Annotated in this window: 17 protein-coding genes, 1 tRNA gene and 1 pseudogene; 5 read left to right on the plus strand and 14 right to left on the minus strand. The window is 40.8% G+C overall.

The window, feature by feature from the left end; translation table 11 throughout:
* Window positions 1-169 precede the first annotated feature (169 nt).
* The 11 genes from ybgF to P20439_RS16205 all read right to left on the minus strand — a co-directional run bounded on the left by ybgF (window position 170) and on the right by P20439_RS16205 (window position 11,283).
* Window positions 170-922 carry a tol-pal system protein YbgF gene (gene ybgF, locus P20439_RS16155; protein WP_036934501.1) on the minus strand — a complete coding sequence of 251 codons (753 nt, stop codon included), beginning with the start codon at window positions 920-922 and terminating at the stop codon, window positions 170-172.
* Window positions 923-935: 13 nt separating this feature from the next.
* Window positions 936-1,472, minus strand: a complete 537-nt coding sequence (gene pal / locus P20439_RS16160; RefSeq protein ID WP_008114144.1) for a peptidoglycan-associated lipoprotein Pal — start codon at window positions 1,470-1,472, stop codon at window positions 936-938.
* Between the two features lie 35 nt (window positions 1,473-1,507).
* Window positions 1,508-2,866 carry a Tol-Pal system beta propeller repeat protein TolB gene (gene tolB / locus P20439_RS16165; RefSeq protein ID WP_008468400.1) on the minus strand — a complete coding sequence of 453 codons (1,359 nt, stop codon included), beginning with the start codon at window positions 2,864-2,866 and terminating at the stop codon, window positions 1,508-1,510.
* Between the two features lie 8 nt (window positions 2,867-2,874).
* Window positions 2,875-3,780 carry a cell envelope integrity protein TolA gene (tolA, locus tag P20439_RS16170; protein ID WP_008114140.1) on the minus strand — a complete coding sequence of 302 codons (906 nt, stop codon included), beginning with the start codon at window positions 3,778-3,780 and terminating at the stop codon, window positions 2,875-2,877.
* Window positions 3,781-3,784: 4 nt separating this feature from the next.
* On the minus strand, window positions 3,785-4,216 hold the full coding sequence (tolR, locus tag P20439_RS16175) for a protein TolR (protein ID WP_008114139.1): 432 nt from the start codon (window positions 4,214-4,216) through the stop codon (window positions 3,785-3,787).
* Entirely contained in the window at window positions 4,203-4,907 is a 705-nt protein-coding gene (tolQ, locus tag P20439_RS16180) for a protein TolQ (RefSeq protein WP_008114137.1), read from the minus strand. Before tolQ ends, tolR begins: the two co-directional genes overlap by 14 nt.
* A gap of 879 nt (window positions 4,908-5,786) precedes the next feature.
* Window positions 5,787-6,794: a Holliday junction branch migration DNA helicase RuvB gene (ruvB, locus tag P20439_RS16185; protein ID WP_008468403.1), complete on the minus strand. Its 1,008-nt coding sequence runs from the start codon at window positions 6,792-6,794 to the stop codon at window positions 5,787-5,789.
* Window positions 6,795-6,801: 7 nt separating this feature from the next.
* Window positions 6,802-7,419: a Holliday junction branch migration protein RuvA gene (ruvA, locus tag P20439_RS16190; protein WP_008114133.1), complete on the minus strand. Its 618-nt coding sequence runs from the start codon at window positions 7,417-7,419 to the stop codon at window positions 6,802-6,804.
* A 2-nt stretch (window positions 7,420-7,421) separates the two neighbouring features.
* On the minus strand, window positions 7,422-7,946 hold the full coding sequence (gene ruvC, locus P20439_RS16195; RefSeq protein ID WP_008114131.1) for a crossover junction endodeoxyribonuclease RuvC: 525 nt from the start codon (window positions 7,944-7,946) through the stop codon (window positions 7,422-7,424).
* A gap of 132 nt (window positions 7,947-8,078) precedes the next feature.
* Window positions 8,079-10,580 carry an ABC transporter permease gene (locus tag P20439_RS16200; RefSeq protein WP_008468408.1) on the minus strand — a complete coding sequence of 834 codons (2,502 nt, stop codon included), beginning with the start codon at window positions 10,578-10,580 and terminating at the stop codon, window positions 8,079-8,081.
* Entirely contained in the window at window positions 10,570-11,283 is a 714-nt protein-coding gene (locus tag P20439_RS16205) for an ABC transporter ATP-binding protein (RefSeq protein ID WP_008468411.1), read from the minus strand. The genes P20439_RS16200 and P20439_RS16205 overlap by 11 nt, the downstream gene beginning before the upstream one ends.
* On the opposite strand from P20439_RS16205, the pseudogene P20439_RS17990 reads away from it, so the two are divergent.
* The 5 genes and pseudogenes from P20439_RS17990 to P20439_RS16230 form a co-directional block, all read left to right on the plus strand.
* A pseudogene (locus P20439_RS17990) lies at window positions 11,284-11,904 on the plus strand (arylesterase); the annotation flags it as partial.
* Between the two features lie 119 nt (window positions 11,905-12,023).
* Window positions 12,024-12,100 (plus strand) — tRNA-Pro (locus tag P20439_RS16215).
* A gap of 625 nt (window positions 12,101-12,725) precedes the next feature.
* Window positions 12,726-14,207 (plus strand): PAS domain-containing sensor histidine kinase, encoded by a 1,482-nt coding sequence (locus tag P20439_RS16220; protein ID WP_008468423.1) that lies wholly within the window; start codon window positions 12,726-12,728, stop codon window positions 14,205-14,207.
* Window positions 14,204-14,626 (plus strand): response regulator, encoded by a 423-nt coding sequence (locus P20439_RS16225; protein ID WP_008468424.1) that lies wholly within the window; start codon window positions 14,204-14,206, stop codon window positions 14,624-14,626. Before P20439_RS16220 ends, P20439_RS16225 begins: the two co-directional genes overlap by 4 nt.
* 24 nt (window positions 14,627-14,650) lie before the next feature.
* Entirely contained in the window at window positions 14,651-16,372 is a 1,722-nt protein-coding gene (locus tag P20439_RS16230) for a GGDEF domain-containing response regulator (protein ID WP_242376094.1), read from the plus strand.
* A gap of 155 nt (window positions 16,373-16,527) precedes the next feature.
* Here P20439_RS16230 and P20439_RS16235 read toward each other — a convergent pair whose 3' ends face one another.
* The 3 genes from P20439_RS16235 to P20439_RS16245 form a co-directional block, all read right to left on the minus strand.
* Window positions 16,528-17,067, minus strand: a complete 540-nt coding sequence (locus tag P20439_RS16235) for a methyltransferase (protein ID WP_008468426.1) — start codon at window positions 17,065-17,067, stop codon at window positions 16,528-16,530.
* A gap of 448 nt (window positions 17,068-17,515) precedes the next feature.
* Window positions 17,516-17,764, minus strand: a complete 249-nt coding sequence (locus P20439_RS16240) for a hypothetical protein (RefSeq protein WP_008114111.1) — start codon at window positions 17,762-17,764, stop codon at window positions 17,516-17,518.
* A gap of 159 nt (window positions 17,765-17,923) precedes the next feature.
* Entirely contained in the window at window positions 17,924-19,417 is a 1,494-nt protein-coding gene (locus P20439_RS16245) for an acetyl-CoA hydrolase/transferase family protein (protein ID WP_008468433.1), read from the minus strand.
* Window positions 19,418-19,559: the final 142 nt, after the last annotated feature.

The raw sequence follows: 19,559 nt of genomic DNA on the forward strand, positions 1-19,559 counted from the left end.
TCTTTTTGTCGCATTTCGAGTGGGGTTACCATTCGTTTGCTGCGGGCGCTTATAATACTTATTTATAAAATGAGTGCAACCGAAATTGTCTCTTTTTTTAAGTTTTTATGTCTAGTTGAGCAATTTTAGACCGCTTATGACAAAAAGCAGTCTAATCAAGCATCAACATTTATTTTGATAAGCGATCTGTGGCTAATTTAGCAGCAGTTGTACTTGGGTACTGATTGATAAGCTCATTCAGTATTTTTTGTGCTTCTGCCTTCAAACCTTGCTCTTGTAAAAGTGTACCAAGCTTTAACATCGCATCTGGGCGTTTATTTGAATTTGGAAATTCGTTAACAACTACTTTAAAGTGCTCGGCTGCTTTTACACCGTCATTTTTAATCGTTAATAGTTGCCCCAGCCAATAATGTGCGTTTGAGGTGTACACTGAATTTGGATACGTTGTTAAGAACGCTTGAAATTCTGGAATAGCTTGGTCGTAGCGTTTATCTTTCATTATAAGCGCAACAGCACGTTCGTACGCTTCGTTTTCAGATAAATCGCTGCTGTAGCTCTGCTCATTACTAGGCTGTGTGTAGTCTGTTGTAGGCGCTGGAGCGGTCGGCTTTGCATACGCTTGGCTAACACGGTTCTCAATTTCTTGATAAAGCTCGCGTTGGCGCTGCAATACTTTTTCTAGTTTATAGCTTTGCTCTTCGGTAACACCGCGAATTTGACTCACTTCATCTTGCAGTAAGTTAAGCTGTTGCTGTAACTCTACTTGTAAGAAGTTACGCTGTTGCATCATCTTTTCAAGCGTCGCTAAACGCTTTTCAATGCTCGACTGTGAACTTGCAGCTTCTGAAACAGGAGCGGGAGCAGCCATTAACTGGGTGCTCCCGCTCAATATCATGGCTGCCAAAATAATTTTCGGCTTCATAATATCTCTTATCTTAGTAAACTAGTACCGCACGGCGGTTTTTAGCGAAAGCTTCTTCAGTGCGAGATTTAACCATTGGCTTCTCTTCGCCGTAGCTAACTACTGAAATTTGGCTTTCAGAAACACCTAAACTTTGTAGGTATTTTTCAACTGCTTGTCCACGGTGCTCACCCAGTGCAATGTTGTACTCTGGCGTACCGCGCTCATCTGCGTGGCCTTCGATTAATACTTTAACTGAAGGGTTTTTAACTAAAAACTCAGCGTGTGCACGAAGTAGCTCGCCGTATTGACCTTGAATCGTTGCAGTGTCAAAACCAAAGTAAATGATTTGCTCTTGACGAAGCGCTTCGTACTTTTGACGAAGTTGCTCTTCAGCTTGTTGCTCTGGCGTCATTGTTGCTACTTCAACTGTATCAGTTGTTTGTTCAACAGTTGCTTGATTTGACTGGTTAGCTGCATTTTCATCGATATCTGAAGATGAGCTACAAGCTGCTAGTGTCATTACTGGCACAGCAATTAGCAGGCCTTTAAGTATTTTGTTAAGTTGCATTGAGTAGATTCCTATTTTGAGTAAACCAGCAATTATTACTGTAAATATGGCGACCAAGCCGGTGCCTTTACTTGTCCATCAAGCACAGGTAAGCGTGCTTTAAAACGGCCGTCCATCGATACTAGCGCAAGTACCTGTTTATTATTATGGAGCGTGCTATATATAATCATCGAGCCATTTGGCGCTATGCTCGGCGATTCATCAAGGCGAGTTCGGGTTAAAACTTGGAACGCACCTGTAGCCAACTCTTTCTTAGCAAGATGATACTGTCCGTTAGTACGGTTTACCATCACTAATTCTTTTCCGTCTGGCGAAATAGAACCCGCTAGGTTCATGTCACCGTCAAAGGTTAATCTTTGAGATCTGCCAGTTTTTAAATTTAACTTATAAATCTGAGCATTACCACCCCTTTCCGACGTAAATACTATATCTTGACCATTTGGGTACCACGAAGGTTCGGTATCTATACTGCGATGGCGAGTTAATCGTGTCTCTTTACGTGTTAGTAAGTCTAATAAGTAAACCTCAGTTGCACCAGTTTTATCTTTTGACAGCACCAACAGTAGCTTTTTACCATCTGGCGAGAACTGCGGCGCACCGTTAATTCCTTTATAGCTGGTGATCAATTCACGTTTACCGGTATAAATGTCTTGAATAAATATTTGGCTCTGGCGATTTTCAAATGTTACATACGCTAATTTTGTGCCATCTGGTGACCATACTGGCGACATTAATGGCTCTTTTGAGCGCAATAATACTTGTTCATTAAAGCCATCGTAGTCAGCAACCACTAACTGATAAGGCTTTTCATCAGTATCACGAACAATAACATAGGCTATTTTTGTTAAAAACGCGCCTTTTTCACCGGTAAGTTTTTCATAAATTACATCACTGATGCGGTGCGAGTAACGACGAAAGCCAGTTTCACCAATCACGCTTTGACGCGCTTCTAAAATATGATCTTGGCTTTGAATCAGCTTACCGCTGCTCATCATTTGTGTTTCACCGCCAGTGATTTGGCCGCGAATAACATCAACCAGCTCATATCGCACTAAATAGCGTCCGTTGGTTTGCTGTTCTACTTCACCAACCAATACAGCCTCTACACCTTGATTTACCCAAGCACTGTAATCAATATCCGCATCTTTGTGAGGTTGTTGCGGCATTTGCGACACACTCACAGGCTTAAACTTGCCGCTGCGCATTAAATCGGCAGCAATTACATCACTTAGCTGCTCTGGAATAGGACCAATACCTTGGTATTTAAATGGCACAATCGCAATCGGTCTTGCGCCGTCTATACCTTCAGTAATAACAATTTCAAGTGCTGCATGTGCCACACTTTGAAATCCTAATATTAAAACTAAACAGGCTATTTTAATTTTGTTAAACATGTCATCCCTTAAAACTCTGGCGCGATGGTTATATTAATATTCTTTAGTTGCTCGAATACGTCTTTGTCTTTAGATACCGGTAATGTGTCGGCCATGCGAACGGCTCTTAATGCAGCCTCACACACTAACTTATCACCGCCTAACGATTTTACCTGCGTTACTAGCCCATTAAATCCAAGACGGATATTAATGCGGCATTGCTGGTTTTTCATTTTTTCATCAATTAGTAAGTTTTGTTGAATACGCGCCATAATTAGAGCGCGGAATTTATCAACTTCACTGACTACTTGCTGTTGACGTATTTTATTACGAGCCGCCTGCTCTTTGGCAAGTTGCTCTTGCAGCATTTGTTCTTGCAATGCTTGCTGACGTTTACGTTCTGCTTCTTCAGCGCGTTTTTTACGCTCTTCTTCAGCTTTTTTAAGTGCCGCTTCTTCCGCTTTGCGTTTATCGGCAGCTGCTTTTGCCGCGTTTTCAGCTTCTTGCTTTTGCTTTTCGGCTTGCTTAGCTTTTGCTCGCTCGCGCTGTTCTATTTCTCGGGCTTTTTTAGCTTGTGCTTGCGCTTCTGCGGTTTCTTTTTCTTTCGCTCTGCGCTGCTGTTCAAGCTTTTTAATGCGCCTTGCTTCAGCTTCACGCTGTTTACGTGCATCGGCTGCTCTGCGTTCTAAATCGCGAATGCGTTTATCTTCAGCACGCTTTTTATCATCTTCTTTCTTTTTAAGCTCAGCTATTTTTTGCTCAACTTGCTTTTGATCAACCGTAACCGCCGAAACCGCTTTCTCTGGTTCAGGAATAGCCGCATTAAGCGTCACTTCCATTACTTTAGGTTTAGGAGGATGAATGTTTGCTGACGCATACAAAAACCCACCTAACGCTAAATGCAGCAATACTGATTTAATTAATGAACTACTCATACAGTTACTTGGTCCCCTCAAAGGATTCGGTCATTAACCCGACCGACGGTACACCTGCATTTTTTAAAAAGTCCATTAACAGTAACACTTCCTGATACGACACTTTACCCGAGCCTTTTATCATCACAGGCACATCCGGGTTTTTCATTAGTTGTAGTTTAATTACTGCAGCTACATCTAATGCTTCCATTGGCTCTTCAGGATCGGTACCTACACTTACGTAATACTTACCATCGGCATCAATAGAGGCAATAATGGGTGGCGTGTCCTTGGTATCGACTAAGTCCGACTCTTCCATTTTTGGTAGGTCGACTTTTACACCATGAGTAATTAACGGCGCAGTGGCCATAAATATAATAAGCAGCACCAACATTACATCAATGTATGGTACTACATTAATTTCTGCGACTGGGCGACGCTTTTTACGCTGGTACATTCGCTTGAGCCTCTATTTGGGTAGCTGCTTGACGGTGTAAGATATTGGCAAATTCTTCCATAAAGTTAATGTAGTGAGATTCTAACTTTTCAACTTTATTAGCAAATCGGTTGTAAGCAATAACAGCTGGAATTGCCGCAAATAAACCCATTGCTGTAGCAATTAGTGCCTCTGCGATACCGGGTGCAACCATTTGTAAGGTTGCTTGCTTTACTTCACCTAGAGCAATAAAGGCATTCATAATACCCCACACCGTACCAAATAAGCCGATGTATGGGCTAATTGAACCCACTGTTGCTAAAAACGATAAGCTTGATTCTAGTTTTTCTATTTCACGAGAAAGCGCAACCCGCATCGAACGGTGTGTGCCTTCCATTACAATGCCCGCACTTTGAAAGGTATTTTTTTTATGACGTGCAAACTCTTTAAAGCCTGAAGTGAATAACGCTTCAATGCCAGCTGATTGGCCACCGCGTGATGAAATTTCGTTATATAACTTACTCAGGTCAACACCAGACCAAAAACGTTGCTCAAATTTTTTGGCATTTGCTAAGGCGTCAGAGATGGCTTTTTTACGTTGAAAAATAATAGCCCACGACATAACCGACATAGCAACCAACGCTAGCATTACTAATTGCACAAGCAAACTGGCTTCTAGAATTAGATCTAAAAAATTAAGCCCTGATCCCACGTTAAACTCCTAAATAATTAAAAACATCAAATTGATTTATTTGAGTAAGGTAACTTAGCAATACATTCGCCACCATTAAAGTTTAGCTAGTGTATCTAGTGTATTTCCTGCTGACAACGATATTGCTGTGAATAGACAACAAAAAACGTTAAAAAAACAGCTTTACTCAATATTTACTATTTAACTCTTGTTCTACTGTATAAATAAATAACAACAAGGCTGTATATTAGCGCGCTTAGATTCACTAAAGAGTTACAAAAACACGCTGTTTATTCAAAATTAATGCATAAGCACTCATAATTACCACATCCTTACCTTAACGTAATAGTAAAACTAATACCGAACGTTAATATGTTAATATACATAAACAAAGCATTTCATTAACTTATAGAATTAATGATTAATTAACATGCAACAATAAGCTAAAACAAAAAACCCCTGCTATTAGTTTTTTTTATCTGAAAATATAAATTTTCTAGTTTGAACAAATTGTGTCGCTTCGGTATTATTCTCCCATACCGAGCTAGCGCATTAAATGAAAGCTATTTCATTGAATCCAGTTCCTCGTAATATGATTTATTTCGTATTACTTTTTTACTTCTTGGGGTATGACCTCAACAAGTAAAACGTAGTTCCCTAGATTACTTCCTTAAACTTGTTGTTTGCCCGCATTTTTTGCGGGCTTTTTTTTGCCTGCAATTTAGCAAACCATCTAAATTCGGCCTAAACACTGTCACAGCAGGCGAACAATAGCCTGATATGTCTTAACGCTCAGTGAATTATTGGCAAAGTAAAATACGTCTCAATTTAACCTTTGCCCATACTAAAAAGCCACTGTCGATAAAATGACAGTGGCTTTAGAAAGAACCTAATTAATCTTTAATCTTTTTTAGGTAACAAACCAAAATGATGGTACGCATTATCCGACACAATTCGTCCGCGTGGCGTGCGCTGAATAAAGCCTTGTTGAATTAAAAACGGCTCAATCACATCTTCTATGGTTTCTTTTTCTTCGCCTATGGCAGCGGCTAAGTTGTCGAGGCCAACGGGGCCACCCATAAATTTTTCAATAATGGCGAGTAAATATTTGCGGTCCATGTAATCAAAACCACTTTTATCAACATCAATCATATCGAGGGCTTGTTGAGCAACCTCAGCATTAACCGTACCATCTGATTTAACTTGGGTGTAATCGCGCACACGGCGCAATAAACGGTTTGCAATACGCGGCGTGCCACGAGAGCGCTTGGCTATTTCGGCGGCGCCATCGTCACACATTACTAAATCAAGGTAATGCGCTGAGCGCCCCACAATATGCGATAAGTCTTCCACAGAATAAAACTCTAAACGCTGTACAATACCAAAGCGGTCACGCAGTGGTGAGGTTAATGACCCCGCACGGGTAGTTGCGCCAATTAAAGTAAATGCAGGTAAATCAAGCTTAATAGAGCGTGCTGCTGGCCCTTCACCTATCATTATATCGAGCTGGTAATCTTCCATTGCAGGGTAGAGTATTTCTTCTACTTGCGGGCTTAAGCGATGTATTTCATCAATAAATAGTACATCACCCTCTTCAAGGTTAGTAAGCAATGCCGCCAAATCGCCGGCTTTTTCAAGCACAGGGCCCGAGGTGGTTTTAATATTTACATTTAGCTCATTGGCTACAATATTAGCAAGTGTGGTTTTACCTAAGCCTGGCGGACCAAATATTAATAAATGATCCAACGCTTCGCTGCGGCTTCGCGCAGCTTCAATAAATATTTCCATTTGTTGCTTAACATGCGGCTGACCACGGTAGTCAGCCAGTAACTTAGGCCTAATAGCACGGTCTATGGTGTCTTCATTGGTTTTTTCAGCAGCATCTATTAAGCGATCAGCTTCGATCATAATTTACTCACAGCATTGATTTCAAAGATTCTTTAATTAGAACCTCAGTCGACATATCGGGTTTGCTTACTGATTTTACTGCTTTTTGCGCTTGTGGCAATTTATAACCGAGCGCCACTAACGCCGAAACCGCATCATCGGCCGCATTATTGGCTATAGTTGCATCGCTCGCAGGCTCTATTACGGCGCTATCGCTAAACGGGGTAAATAAATCGTTGCCCCAATTTTTTAATCGGTCTTTCATTTCGAGCACTAAACGCTCTGCGGTTTTTTTACCCACACCTGGCAATTTAACCAAAGCGGTAGCATCTTCATTATTTACGCAACTTACAAACTGCTGCGCCGACATACCAGACAAAATAGCTAAACCCAATTTTGGCCCTACGCCATTGGCTTTTAACAGCTCTCTAAATAAGGCTCGTTCGGTTTTATTATTAAAGCCAAACAATAACTGTGCGTCTTCGCGTACTACAAAGTGAGTGTACACAATGGCGTTGTCGCCGACTTTGGGTAAATCATAAAAACAGGTCATTGGCATCTGTACTTCGTAGCCAACACCACTCACTTCTAATAATATTTCTGGGGGCTGTTTTTCAACTAACACGCCGTTTAAGCGACCTATCATTGTTATTTCCTTAGACGTCCTCTAACGGTTTTGCTTGCGCTACCCGCTAGTTTTATTAAATTTTGTTCAGAGTGAGCATGGCAAATCGCAATCGCGAGTGCATCTGCTGCATCGGCTTGTGGCGTACCCGGCAGTTTAAGTATATTTTTAACCATATGTTGTACTTGCGATTTATCGGCACCACCGTTACCCACTACAGCTTGCTTTATTTGCCGTGCTGAGTATTCAAACACTGGTAAGTCGGCCATAGAGGCACCGACAATGGCAGCACCACGAGCTTGACCAAGTTTTAAAGCAGAATCAGGGTTATGCGCCATAAATACTTTTTCTATAGCAAAGGTTTCAGGCGAAAACTGCTCTATAAGCTGCGTAATACCTTGGTAGATCATTTTAAGTCGGGTGGGAAAGTCGTGATCGGCTAATTTAATACAGCCACTGCCTAAGTAAGTAAACTTAGCACCTTGGTGCGCAACCACACCGTAACCCGTTAAACGCGAGCCCGGATCGATCCCTAAAATAATGGCCAAACAGCATTCTCATTATTGTTATTTATTAATAATGCTAATAATGCCAGAGCACTGTATAAATTACCAGTACCAAGCCAAAACAAAAATGCCTACTTAAAAAGTAGGCATTTAAACTCTATTTGGCCAAAAAGTTTACGCCAATGCGCGCACTAAGCCTTGGGTGTTTTGTTTGAGCGTACGGGCAATCATAAAATAACCTAAACCTGCTACAAACACGCCACCAGCAACGGGGCCAATAATCCAAATATTTGGATGCAGCTTACCCGCCAAATCAAACATTTGCTGCTGCACTATTAACAGTGCAATGTCACTGAAAAATGCAGCTACCAGTCCGGCTAAACCGCCAAGCAATAAAAACTCATACAAAGTAGCATTTTTTATTAATCGACTTTTAGCGCCTAATGTACGCAATATTACTATTTCTTGCATGCGCTCACCTAAGCTTGCTTGCACCTGCGATATTAGTACCAACGCACCACATAACACCACAATAGCCAATACAAAACCAATGGCTAACGACACTTGCTCAATAGTCGACTGTATTTGCTTAACAAAATTATCTACATCTATTGCTGTAATAGTGGGGTATGAACGTAATAACTGGCTAAAGTCGCGCTTTTGCTCAGGCTCAATGCGTACCGATGAAATATAGGTTGCCGGAAAGTCGCTAAGTACATCTGGGCTTAAAATAATAAAAAAGTTAGGCTTGAGGGTAGCCCAATTTACTTTACGTACACTGGTAATTTTAGCGTCGAACGACTGCGCACCGATTAAAAATGTAAGCGTATCGCCTAATTTAACATCGAGGCGCTGCATCATTGACTCTTCCAGTGAGGCCTCGGCAACGGCGTCATCGCCAAACCACTTGCCATCGATAATGTCATTTTGCGAAGGGACTTCGTCAAGCCAGGTTAAATTGAGCTCGCGGCCAATGCCTGAGCGGGCTTCTTCGTCTTTTTTCTCGTTGTCTTGCAGTGACACTTCACGCGCAACCGCTTCACCGTTGACGGCATTTACACGACCACGAATAGTCGGGTAAAACTCCGACACCTGAATGCCTTTTTGTGCTAAATATTCATTAACTGGGTCCAGTTCATTTTGCGTAATATTCACTAAAAAAGCATTAGGTGCATCACTTGGTAATTGTGACTGCCAATCAGAAATAATATCGTTTTTAAGCACAATTAAAAATAACAGTAATTTAATCGCTAACGAAAAGCTAATTAACTGCACTGCATTAACATTGGCGCGCTTTTGAATAGACGCAATAGCCAACGACCAGCTGTTACCCGGCTTTAAGCCAAGCTTGCGGCCACCGCCAAATATTAACTTAGAGATTAAAAATAACACCAAAATAAGCGCAAGCGTTGAGACAAACAAAATAAGCGTAATTTTTATGTTATTACTAAATAACCACATTAATAAAAACACGGTGAGTGCACTTAGCCCTAAATGAATTTTACTTACCGCAAGGCGATCACCTAAGTTACGGCGAAGTACTCTGAGCGGTGGGATATCAAATAAATCTAAAAGTGGCTTAATAGAGAACATAACCGCACAAATAACCCCTGTACTAATCGCCACCAGCCAAGGCTTAAAACCAGCCATGGGCAGTTCGGTACCCATACTTTTAGCTAAATAACCGGTGGCCATCTCTTGCAAACCATAGCCAATAGCTAGGCCAACAACCACCGCCATGGTACATACCATTAATAAGTGCATAAGGTAAATTTTACGGATCATATCGCGACTGCCACCTAAAGTTTTCATCATTGCGACTGGGTCGTATTGACGCTCACAATAGCGCTTAGCCGATACTGCAATAGCAACCGCGGCTAAAATAATCCCTAGCAAACCGGCTAATAACAAAAAGCTTTCAGCTCTATTTAAGCTATTTGAAATAGGCGATTGGCGGTCTTTAACACCATACCAATTTTGGTTTTCTTTAAGTTGCGGTTTTAGCCAATCGTAAAAACTATTTATGTCGCTTTCATCACCTGCATACAACTGGCGGTAAAATACACGGCTACCAGGCTGTATTACTTCAGTTTTTGGTACGTCGTCAATATTAATAAGTACCCTGCGGCTACTAGAGAACACATTAAACGGCGCATCGGGTTCTTCAACAATCACCTTTTCCACATTGAATAACGCAGCACCCAGCTCAACTTGGTCGCCTACGTTTATATTTAAACTATAAAAAACCGATTCACTTAACCACACGTTACCGGGGGTTGGTGCCCCTAGGGCAACTTCTGTTTCTGCGTTTAAGCCCGACTTAACCTTTAACTGGCCTTTAAGCGGGTAACTGTTTGACGCAGCTTTTACTGAGCTAAATTGCATTTCATCGTTTGCAAACAGCATTGTATCAAAATACACCATTTGCGCTGTTTTGAGGTTTTGCTGTTTAGCTTGAGTAATATAAGCGGTATCTATGGCATGGTTACTGGCCAACACCCTATCGGCTGCAATAAAGGCACTACTTTTTTGCGCAATACTTTCTGCGATTCGCTCGGTTACCATAGATAAAGTAAGCACGGTTAATACCGCTAAAGCAATGGCTGCGCTTATAACGGTTAGTTCACCACGGCGAAACTCTCGAGAAAATAGTTTAAGTGCTAATTTAGCCCACATTTGCCATTTCCTCAGTTGAATTGTGTACCAGCTCACCGGCTTCAATCTGAATAATACGTTCACACTTTTGCGCCAGTGCTTCATCGTGGGTAACTAAAATAAGCGTAGTACCATTTTGCTTATTTAAATCAAATAATAACGCCTCTATCATGTGGCCATTTTTGCTATCTAGGTTAGCTGATGGCTCGTCGGCAAACAGTATTTTAGGTGAACCCACAAATGCACGAGCAATCGCAACTCGTTGTTGCTCACCACCAGATAACTGCGACGGGTAATGATCAATACGATGGCTCAAGCCAACCTTTTCAAGTAGCGCGAGCGCTTGCTCTTTAGCGTCGTATTCGCCAGCAAGCTCAGCGGGTAGCATCACATTTTCAAGTGCGGTTAAACTTTGCACCAACATAAAAGACTGAAACACAAAGCCAACTTTAGCGGCTCTCAGTGCTGCTCGCGCTTCTTCATCTAACTTGTGCAAAGGCTCACCATCTAACATTACCTCGCCACTGCTGGCGGTATCAAGCCCTGCTAGCAAGCTCAATAATGTAGACTTACCGGAACCAGAGGTGCCTACTACGGCAACAGACTCGCCATGCTTGACATTAAAGCTGATGTCGCTGAGGATGGACAACTCACCTTCAAAGGTGGAAACCACTTTAGATAGACCATTTACTTGAATTATATTTAATTGAGAAAGCGCTGACATATGACTCATTCAATCCTACGTTGTGTATTCATTTTATTTTTAGTTATTAACCCACTACACGCGGCAGCTAACAACACGATTTTAATACTTGGTGATAGTTTAAGCGCAGCCTATGGCTTAAAACAAGAACAAGGCTGGGTGCAATTGTTACAAGATAAATACGATGCCAAGCAACGCCCTATCAACTTAGTTAATGCCAGTATTAGCGGCGAAACCACCGGCGGTGCATTGCGCCGATTAGACGCGCTACTTGAACAATATCAACCCACTCACGTACTTATTGAGCTCGGTGCTAATGATGGCCTACGCGGTTTTCCTATCACTAAAATGCAGGCTAACTTAACGGCTTTAATTGAAAAAAGCCAAGCTGCAGATGCGCAAACCGCACTTATGGAAATATATATTCCACCTAACTATGGCCCGCGTTACAGTAAAATGTTTACCGATAGTTTTGCCAGTGTTAGTGAAGCTACCGACTCGCATTTAATGCCGTTTTTTGTGCTTAAAGTAGCAGGAAAAAGCGAGCTAATGCAAAACGATAACTTACACCCTAACAAAACTGCCCAACCAATACTACGAGATGAAATGTATAACACGATCAACCAGTGGTTAAATAAAGACTCAGGCCGTGTAAAACACTCTGCGCAAGCGCTTAAAATCACACGCTTGCGCAATAAACATCCAAACAAACAAAAGCTTATTGATTTTTTTATAAATACACGTACTATTGCTATCGAAGTCGGTATGTGGCGCAGCTTGGTAGCGCACTGTCATGGGGTGGCAGGGGTCGAGAGTTCGAATCTCTCCATACCGACCATTAATCCCTCTTTAAATTCTATTTTCTCTAGTTAAAACTATTTTCCTGTCGTACTACCTAATTTAATAATAAAAAATATCGCACATTTATCGCACCAACCAATTTATTGACTGTTTTTCTGCTTTTTTGATTTCAGAGGTATTGAGATTATGTGACGCCTCACTTAAATACTTTTCAAATAATAAAGAAGCACGTATCTACTTTTACTTTTTGATGTATTGGCTTGAGTTTATTGATATGCAGCTGTGGGCAGGCATTCAATAAGTATGATGTCTGAAGTCAAGATTTGGCCTTTTCTATACATTAGTTTGTTTTCAAGACATGCCGAGCGCCAATAAATAGTTAACACAAATAGTAGCCGTACTAAAATCAGCATTTTTGAATCCTTTGCGATAGAGTGTAGGGTTATCTAAAACAAAGCTATATCTAATAAGCACTACAACTAATATTCCCCACCCCAACCCTAAATCAATATGTCTTTTTCACCTATAACGACTCGCTAAAATATAAGAAGAAATTATTAAAATGGGTATTTAAATAACAGGTTCTTCCTCTAAGTTTGCTGTTCATTACTTGTTCGACTATTACTATATTATGGGAACTAAATTTACTTGCCGGATGCTTGATGGACCTTAAAAAAGTAAATAAAAAATCTAACTCACTAAGTTCAAATATAAATATGGATGAGACGTTTTTAACTCAGCTAGTTAATTGTTTACCCATGGGGGCAATGATAGTTAATACTGATGCTCAGATCCTTTTTGCCAATAGTCAACTATCTGAAATACTGGGCTATGAGGATTCAGAACTCATAGGAATGAACATAGATAGTTTACTTCCGGCGCAATTTAAAGCGAACCATACCCATTTGATGAGTCAGTTTTTTGCTAACCCTCGAAAACGATTAATGGGTGAAGGCCGTGAGTTATTTGCGAGTCAAAAAAATGGTAAGCAAATCCCAATTGAAATAGGTTTAAACCCAATACACGGACAACAAGAGTTAGTTTTAGCCACATTAGTAGATATATCGCAAAGGCTGCGCGCAAATAATATGTTTCAACGCTCTATTCAGGCTGCACCACATGGTGTGTTAATAGTTGACCAAGCGGGCATTATACAAGCGGTAAATCAATCGTTATGTAAATCTTTTGGTTACAGTGAAATAGAACTACTCGATAAAAAAATGGAAATGTTATTACCGCAGCGCTACCAAGGGCATCACTCTGCCCTTCGTCATTCATTTCACCGTGAGCCCAGTGTCAGAAGTATGGGAGCAGGCAGAGATTTAACCGCCTTACACAAAGACGGAAAAGAATTCCCAGTTGAAGTAGGCTTGAGCCCTTTTATAAATACCAATGACGAAGATATGGTGTTTGTGTCGTTATTAGATATAACAGAACGAAAACGAATGGAAACTGAGCTAAAAGAAAATAACACTAGCCTGAAAGAGTTTACCTATGTGGCTTCTCATGATTTACGCTCTCCATTGCGGGGCATTTCAAACTTAATTGAATGGATAAAAGAAGATTTAGGCACTACTACAGCTGAAGTGGAATATAACTTAACACGTATTGATGACCGTATTCATAAAATGGAGACGTTAATTGATAATTTATTGGCCTATGCAAGAGCTGGCAAAGCTACCCCAGATACTCAAGTAATCGATATGCATAAATTAATTTCTAACGTTACCGAACTGTTAGATTTACCGGCTGGAATGAAGCTTCATAAAGACATTCAATTAAATACCATTGTCACTGCATGGACGCCGCTTGAAACCGTTGTTCGTAATTTGCTAAGTAATGCCATTAAACACCATGACAGTAAAGAGGGAACTATAGAGATTCGTTGTGTAGCAGAAAATACGCTTTGCCATATAACGGTTACTGATGATGGCCCCGGTATACCAGCAGAGGCTTACGAGCGTATTTTTAGTTTATTTCAAACAACCTCAGATGATAAGTCGGGTTCAGGTATTGGGCTGTCTATTAGTCGGCGCCTCGCACAAACTCATGGTGGGCGTATTTCTGTTAGTTCAAATGAGCCGCAAAAAGGCTCTACATTTCATGTGTGGTGGCCGCGCTTTGCAAGGAAAGAAAATTTATGATCAAAAATCTGTCTATACTGCTTGTTGAGGATGACGATGTTGCCGCAGAAGCCGTAACAAGAAGCTTAAGAAAAGTTGATCCTAAAATTAAAATAATTTGGAAACAAAACGGAAAGCTGGCACTAGATGCGTTACGAGAAAAAGCGCAACAAAAAGAAATATCAGAGCCTTACTTAGTATTGCTAGACCTGAATATGCCAGTGATGAATGGCTTTGAATTTTTAGAACATATTCGTAAAGATAAAAAATTAAACAATACCGTTGTATTTATCCTAACAACCTCAAATGAGGATAACGATCGCACTCGCGCGTACCATAACAACGTAGCAGGTTATATGGTTAAACATGCAATTGGCCCGCAGTTTGCCAAATTAGCGACACTTATGGATGCTTATATACATGCCGTTGAGCTTGAATAAGCCATCTTAGCAAGAGATATGGATATGATAACTTCAATAGATCACTTTGAAACCTGCGACAGTATTAACCTACTCATTGTTGATGACGATGCGGTTGATAGAGAGCAAATACGCCGTATGATATCTCGCTCTAATATACAGGCGAAAATTTCAGAGGCATCCTCTATTGAAAGCTCGATGTCTTATCTTGAGCATGGGGAGTTTGATTGTGTCATAGTTGATTACCGATTAGGTATCGGCTCGGGGCTTACCTTGCTAGATAATATTAGAAAGTCTGTTAATAACCATTGTGCTGTGATTATGGTCACAGGCTTGGGAGATGAAAAAATAGCAGCAGAAGCTATGCGGCTAGGAGCAAGCGATTATTTACTTAAAAACCAATTAAAAAGCGCTCAATTAATACACTCTATATCTAGCTCCATTCAACGCGCAAGCTTAGAAAAAAAACTTCATAACATGGCACACTACGATAGCCTAACAGGCTTAGCAAGCCGCCCTATTTTAATTGATCAACTTCAACAGGCCATTAAATCTGAGCAAAAGCTCGCCGTTGCCTATTTAGATTTAGATAACTTTAAACCCATTAATGACAAATACGGTCATGAAACCGGTGATTTCGTGTTAAAAACCATTGCCCAGAGGCTGCAAAGTACATTACGTAAAGAAGATACACTCGCGCGTATCGGCGGAGATGAGTTTATCTTTTTATTAAGGGGGGCTGCGCACACGATACAAGAATATGAGATTCTGTTACAAGAGGTGCTGATTGAGGTAAACGATCCGATAAAATTAGCAGAGTTTTCGTGCTCTGTTCAAATTTCAGCTAGTGTTGGCGTTGCGCTTCCTAATAATGATGGCTTAAGCTGCGATGACGTTTTACGCCGAGCCGACCAAACCATGTACCAAGCTAAAAGGTCTGGGACAAACCGAATTCTGTTTTTTGATCCGGAAGAAGAAAGTCTAAGGCATGCTAAACATGATTTATTATTGGCTGCCGAGAAAGGCATTGCCCGTAAAGAATTTATTTTACATTATCAACCAAAGGTCAATTTGATGGATCACCAGTTGATTGGCGTTGAAGCCCTAATACGCTGGAATCACCCTACTTTGGGTTTACTTTACCCAGGTCACTTTTCAGAGGTATTAGAGCACCCACACATTGGGATATTGATTGGCGAATGGGTACTCGCTGAAGCCCTAAAACAACATAAAATTTGGACAAGAAATCACCTTTGTATGAGTGTAAATATCTCGCCAGCCCATTTACTTAGTGAAGGCTTTGTTGAAAACCTCAGAGAGTTACTCATCAGCACCAATAATATAAAGCCAAAAACACTCGAGTTGGAAATTTTAGAGAGCACCACAATTGGAAATGTTGACCAAGCAGTCGACGTGCTCAATGGCTGTCGAAATTTAGGGGTGAGTATTGCTTTAGACGACTTTGGCACAGGTTACGCTTCTTTGAGTTATTTAAAAAAATTACCTTTAGATACACTAAAAATAGACCAAAGCTTTGTTAAAAAACTCCTATCAGACCAGGAAGACAAGTCTATCGTTACCTGTATCGTGGCGCTAAGTAAAGCATTTGGGTATAACCTAGTAGCAGAGGGGATAGAGTCACAAGAGCTCGAAAAAGTGCTTATTGGCATGGGTTGCTATCATGGACAAGGCTATTATATTGCCAAACCAATGTCTGCAGATAACATGAACTTATGGATAAAAAATATGACATCAGCTAAGCACTAACACTAAACAATATCTCTCTATGTTCGCATTTATTATCCCAGTAAAATAGCAAATCACTTCAGCTTGCGCTCATCATTACGCTCTTTATTTTGATCGTTTTAAAAAACCTTTTTGCTAATTTAACCATAAAATTTGCTGGTTCTAATTAAATACCGCTATTGAGGTTGCCAGTGGTACACATAAATAGGTGTTTGGTAAAAATCTTTAAGTTTGATCACGTTAGTTGGTTTATATGAAGGCAAAGCAAAAGTGTTACTCACAATAGTGATGTTTTTAAACAATTCATGTTTTAACTTATCTTCAAGCGCTAGCATACCACCTGGAAACAAGTAACATACCAAAGTAGACGCAGCACTGAGATCGGCACTTTTAAAGTCTTTTCGATAGAGAGTAAGGTTATCTAAACCCAAACTATATTTAAAAAGAATTGAAATCATCCAAGGAAACCAAGATAACTCATAGCCAATAATCTGGTTCTTAGGGTGTTTTTTGGCAACCGCTATAACGAGCGTTCCCCACCCTGAACCTAAATCAATTAATGCGCCCTTTTCATCCATGTTTATTTCAGCAAGCATAGCTTGGCGCGCTTTACTTGAACTCATCATCGGTGAAATTCCCGTTTTTAGCGTACCCCAAACAATAGAGAAGGCTATTAGAAGAACTAAAAAGAAAAGTGCGATAGCAATAAAGTCCATACTAACTAACCTCTGTTAACTGTTGAATAGTCATAATTTCACTTTGGTGATTATTCGCTTTTACATAGTAAAACCATTACATAGCGTGGCATTTGAGTAAATTTATTTTAAATTTAACAACTGGTTAAAAACATTCAAACTCACAAAAAAAGCGCCATTTGGCGCTTTTTAGATTAGGGTCTGTTGACCTTTTCGGATTAAAATCTGTTCAAACTAGGGGCGGTTTAATCGCGGCGCGAGGTTTGTAACCTAGTGGGCTAAGTCAAAACCGAGTAACAAAGAGTAAATCGCCCCTAGGCAGAACCCTTCGGGCAGCGCCTGTTTGGCATTGATGCTGCGTTATCGCCTATTTATGGGGAATAACCACACCACATAGGCGCTGCCTTGCCTAAATACCAAACAGACTGCTGCAAATTTAACCTTGAAAGGTCAACAGACCCTAGAGGTATTAATGCTTACGCCCTACGCCGTTGCGCACCATGTCTTGGCCGCTTTGAAAAATCTCTTCGGTAATTTCACGGGCTAATAAAAGTTGTTGCTTGTCATCAAACACCGCGACAAAACGGCTGCCGTCGGCATTATTAGTTGCCATGCCGACGCCTGCTACGCCAGTTAAACCTAAGCCGCCGTTTTCCACTTGCAGTAAAAAGCTTTCAAGTTCAGCGAGAGTGTCGATTGCGGTTAGTTTATTTTCCATTATGGTTACTCTGTATGTTGCTCGCCACGGCGAGTCTGTAAATAGTATGCAGTTATTTTACAGCACACAGTAAAAACTTAAACCACCTTATGGCAAAACAATAACAACGCGCTATAAAGCATCATAAACTAAAAACCCCGCAAATGCGGGGTTTATGTATTAGCTTTGCTTCATTGTGCCTTGTTGTTCAAGGCGTGTATGCCAGCTGAATGCTTCTTCTAAAATATGAGGCGTATGGCCGCCACGTACACAAGCACGCTCGTAGTAATCAAGCATGGCGTTGCGGTAATCTGGGTGCACACAGTGCTTAATGACTTCAATTGCACGTTCGCGTGGTGCTAAACCACGTAAATCAGCTAGGCCTTGCTCGGTTACTAAAATATCAACATCGTGCTCGGTATGATCAACATGGCTTACCATAGGCACAACACTTGAAATAGCGCCACCTTTGGCAATTGATTTAGTTACAAACACCGATACATGCGCATTACGTGCAAAGTCGCCTGAACCACCAATACCGTTCATCATTTTAGTACCACACACATGGGTTGAGTTAACGTTGCCATATATATCAAACTCAAGTGCAGTGTTAATTGCAATAATACCTAAACGACGCACAATTTCAGGGTGATTAGACATTTCTTGTGGTCGAAGTACTAGCTTATCACGATACTTTTCAAGGTTATTAAATACTTGTGAGTTACAACGCTCTGATAAAATAATTGAACACCCTGATGCAAAATTAAGTTTACCCGCATCAATTAAATCAAAGGTAGAATCTTGTAGTACCTCTGAATACATAGTGAGGTCTTTAAAATCAGAGTCTAATAAACCCATCATTACTGCGTTGGCAATGTTACCAATACCGGCTTGTAATGGGCCTAGGTTTTCAGGCATACGCTCTTGTGCTACTTCTTCTTTAAAAAAGTTCACTAAGTGACGTGCAATAGAGGCTGTATCTGCATCTGGGTCGGTAACGGTTGAAAATGAGTCACTTTGATTGGTAAATACAATACCCACAATTTTAGCCGGATCAATTGGAATTGCAGTACTACCAATGCGGTCATCTACTTTCACTAGCGGCACTGGCGTACGTGTAGGACGATAAGATGGAATATAAATGTCGTGCAGCCCTTCAAGCTCTGGCTGGTGTAACATATTAATTTCTACAATTACCTGTTTGGCAAAAATAGCAAAGCTGGCTGAATTGCCCACTGATGTTGTAGGTACTATGTGGCCTTCTTCAGTAATAGCTACGGCTTCAATGACCGCTACATCAGGCATCGTTAACTGATGATTACGTAGCTGTTCAACGGTTTCAGATAAATGCTGGTCAATAAACATGACCTCACCGTTGTTAATCGCTTTACGTAATGTGCTGTCTACTTGAAATGGCATACGACGCGCTAACGCACCTGATTCAGTTAGTAGCTTATCTAAGTCGTTTCCTAATGACGCGCCCGTCATTAGGTTAATTTTCATTGGGTTTTCACGCACTCGCTCTGCAAGCGCACGTGGTACAGCTTTCGCTTCACCGGCACGAGTAAAACCACTCATACCCACGGTCATGCCGTCTTTAATAAATAAACTGGCCTGCTCTGCAGACATCACTTTGTTGTGTAAGTCGCTACGACGAATTCGTTCTAATTGCATTTGGAACCCCTTAAACCCCATTATTATTTGGGCGCTATTCTAAGTATTTCCGCATGCTTCGTAAGCTAGACCTAAGTCTCATTTACGCATTGTTGATATAAAAACATCGTAAAACGCCTTAATTTTGTACACTTAATAACTT

This window comes from Pseudoalteromonas sp. BSi20439 (genome assembly GCF_000241165.1).
In the GTDB taxonomy this organism is placed as follows: Bacteria; Pseudomonadota; Gammaproteobacteria; order Enterobacterales; family Alteromonadaceae; genus Pseudoalteromonas.

Coding starts and splice junctions, on each gene's coding strand:
- ybgF (WP_036934501.1), bottom strand. CDS start 922: ATGAAGCCGAAAATTATTTTGGCAGCCATGATATTGAGCGGGAGCACC.
- pal (WP_008114144.1), bottom strand. CDS start 1,472: ATGCAACTTAACAAAATACTTAAAGGCCTGCTAATTGCTGTGCCAGTA.
- tolB (WP_008468400.1), bottom strand. CDS start 2,866: ATGTTTAACAAAATTAAAATAGCCTGTTTAGTTTTAATATTAGGATTT.
- tolA (WP_008114140.1), bottom strand. CDS start 3,780: ATGAGTAGTTCATTAATTAAATCAGTATTGCTGCATTTAGCGTTAGGT.
- tolR (WP_008114139.1), bottom strand. CDS start 4,216: ATGTACCAGCGTAAAAAGCGTCGCCCAGTCGCAGAAATTAATGTAGTA.
- ruvB (WP_008468403.1), bottom strand. CDS start 6,794: ATGATCGAAGCTGATCGCTTAATAGATGCTGCTGAAAAAACCAATGAA.
- ruvA (WP_008114133.1), bottom strand. CDS start 7,419: ATGATAGGTCGCTTAAACGGCGTGTTAGTTGAAAAACAGCCCCCAGAA.
- P20439_RS16200 (WP_008468408.1), bottom strand. CDS start 10,580: ATGTGGGCTAAATTAGCACTTAAACTATTTTCTCGAGAGTTTCGCCGT.
- P20439_RS16205 (WP_008468411.1), bottom strand. CDS start 11,283: ATGTCAGCGCTTTCTCAATTAAATATAATTCAAGTAAATGGTCTATCT.
- P20439_RS16220 (WP_008468423.1), top strand. CDS start 12,726: ATGGACCTTAAAAAAGTAAATAAAAAATCTAACTCACTAAGTTCAAAT.
- P20439_RS16225 (WP_008468424.1), top strand. CDS start 14,204: ATGATCAAAAATCTGTCTATACTGCTTGTTGAGGATGACGATGTTGCC.
- P20439_RS16230 (WP_242376094.1), top strand. CDS start 14,651: ATGATAACTTCAATAGATCACTTTGAAACCTGCGACAGTATTAACCTA.
- P20439_RS16235 (WP_008468426.1), bottom strand. CDS start 17,067: ATGGACTTTATTGCTATCGCACTTTTCTTTTTAGTTCTTCTAATAGCC.
- P20439_RS16240 (WP_008114111.1), bottom strand. CDS start 17,764: ATGGAAAATAAACTAACCGCAATCGACACTCTCGCTGAACTTGAAAGC.
- P20439_RS16245 (WP_008468433.1), bottom strand. CDS start 19,417: ATGCAATTAGAACGAATTCGTCGTAGCGACTTACACAACAAAGTGATG.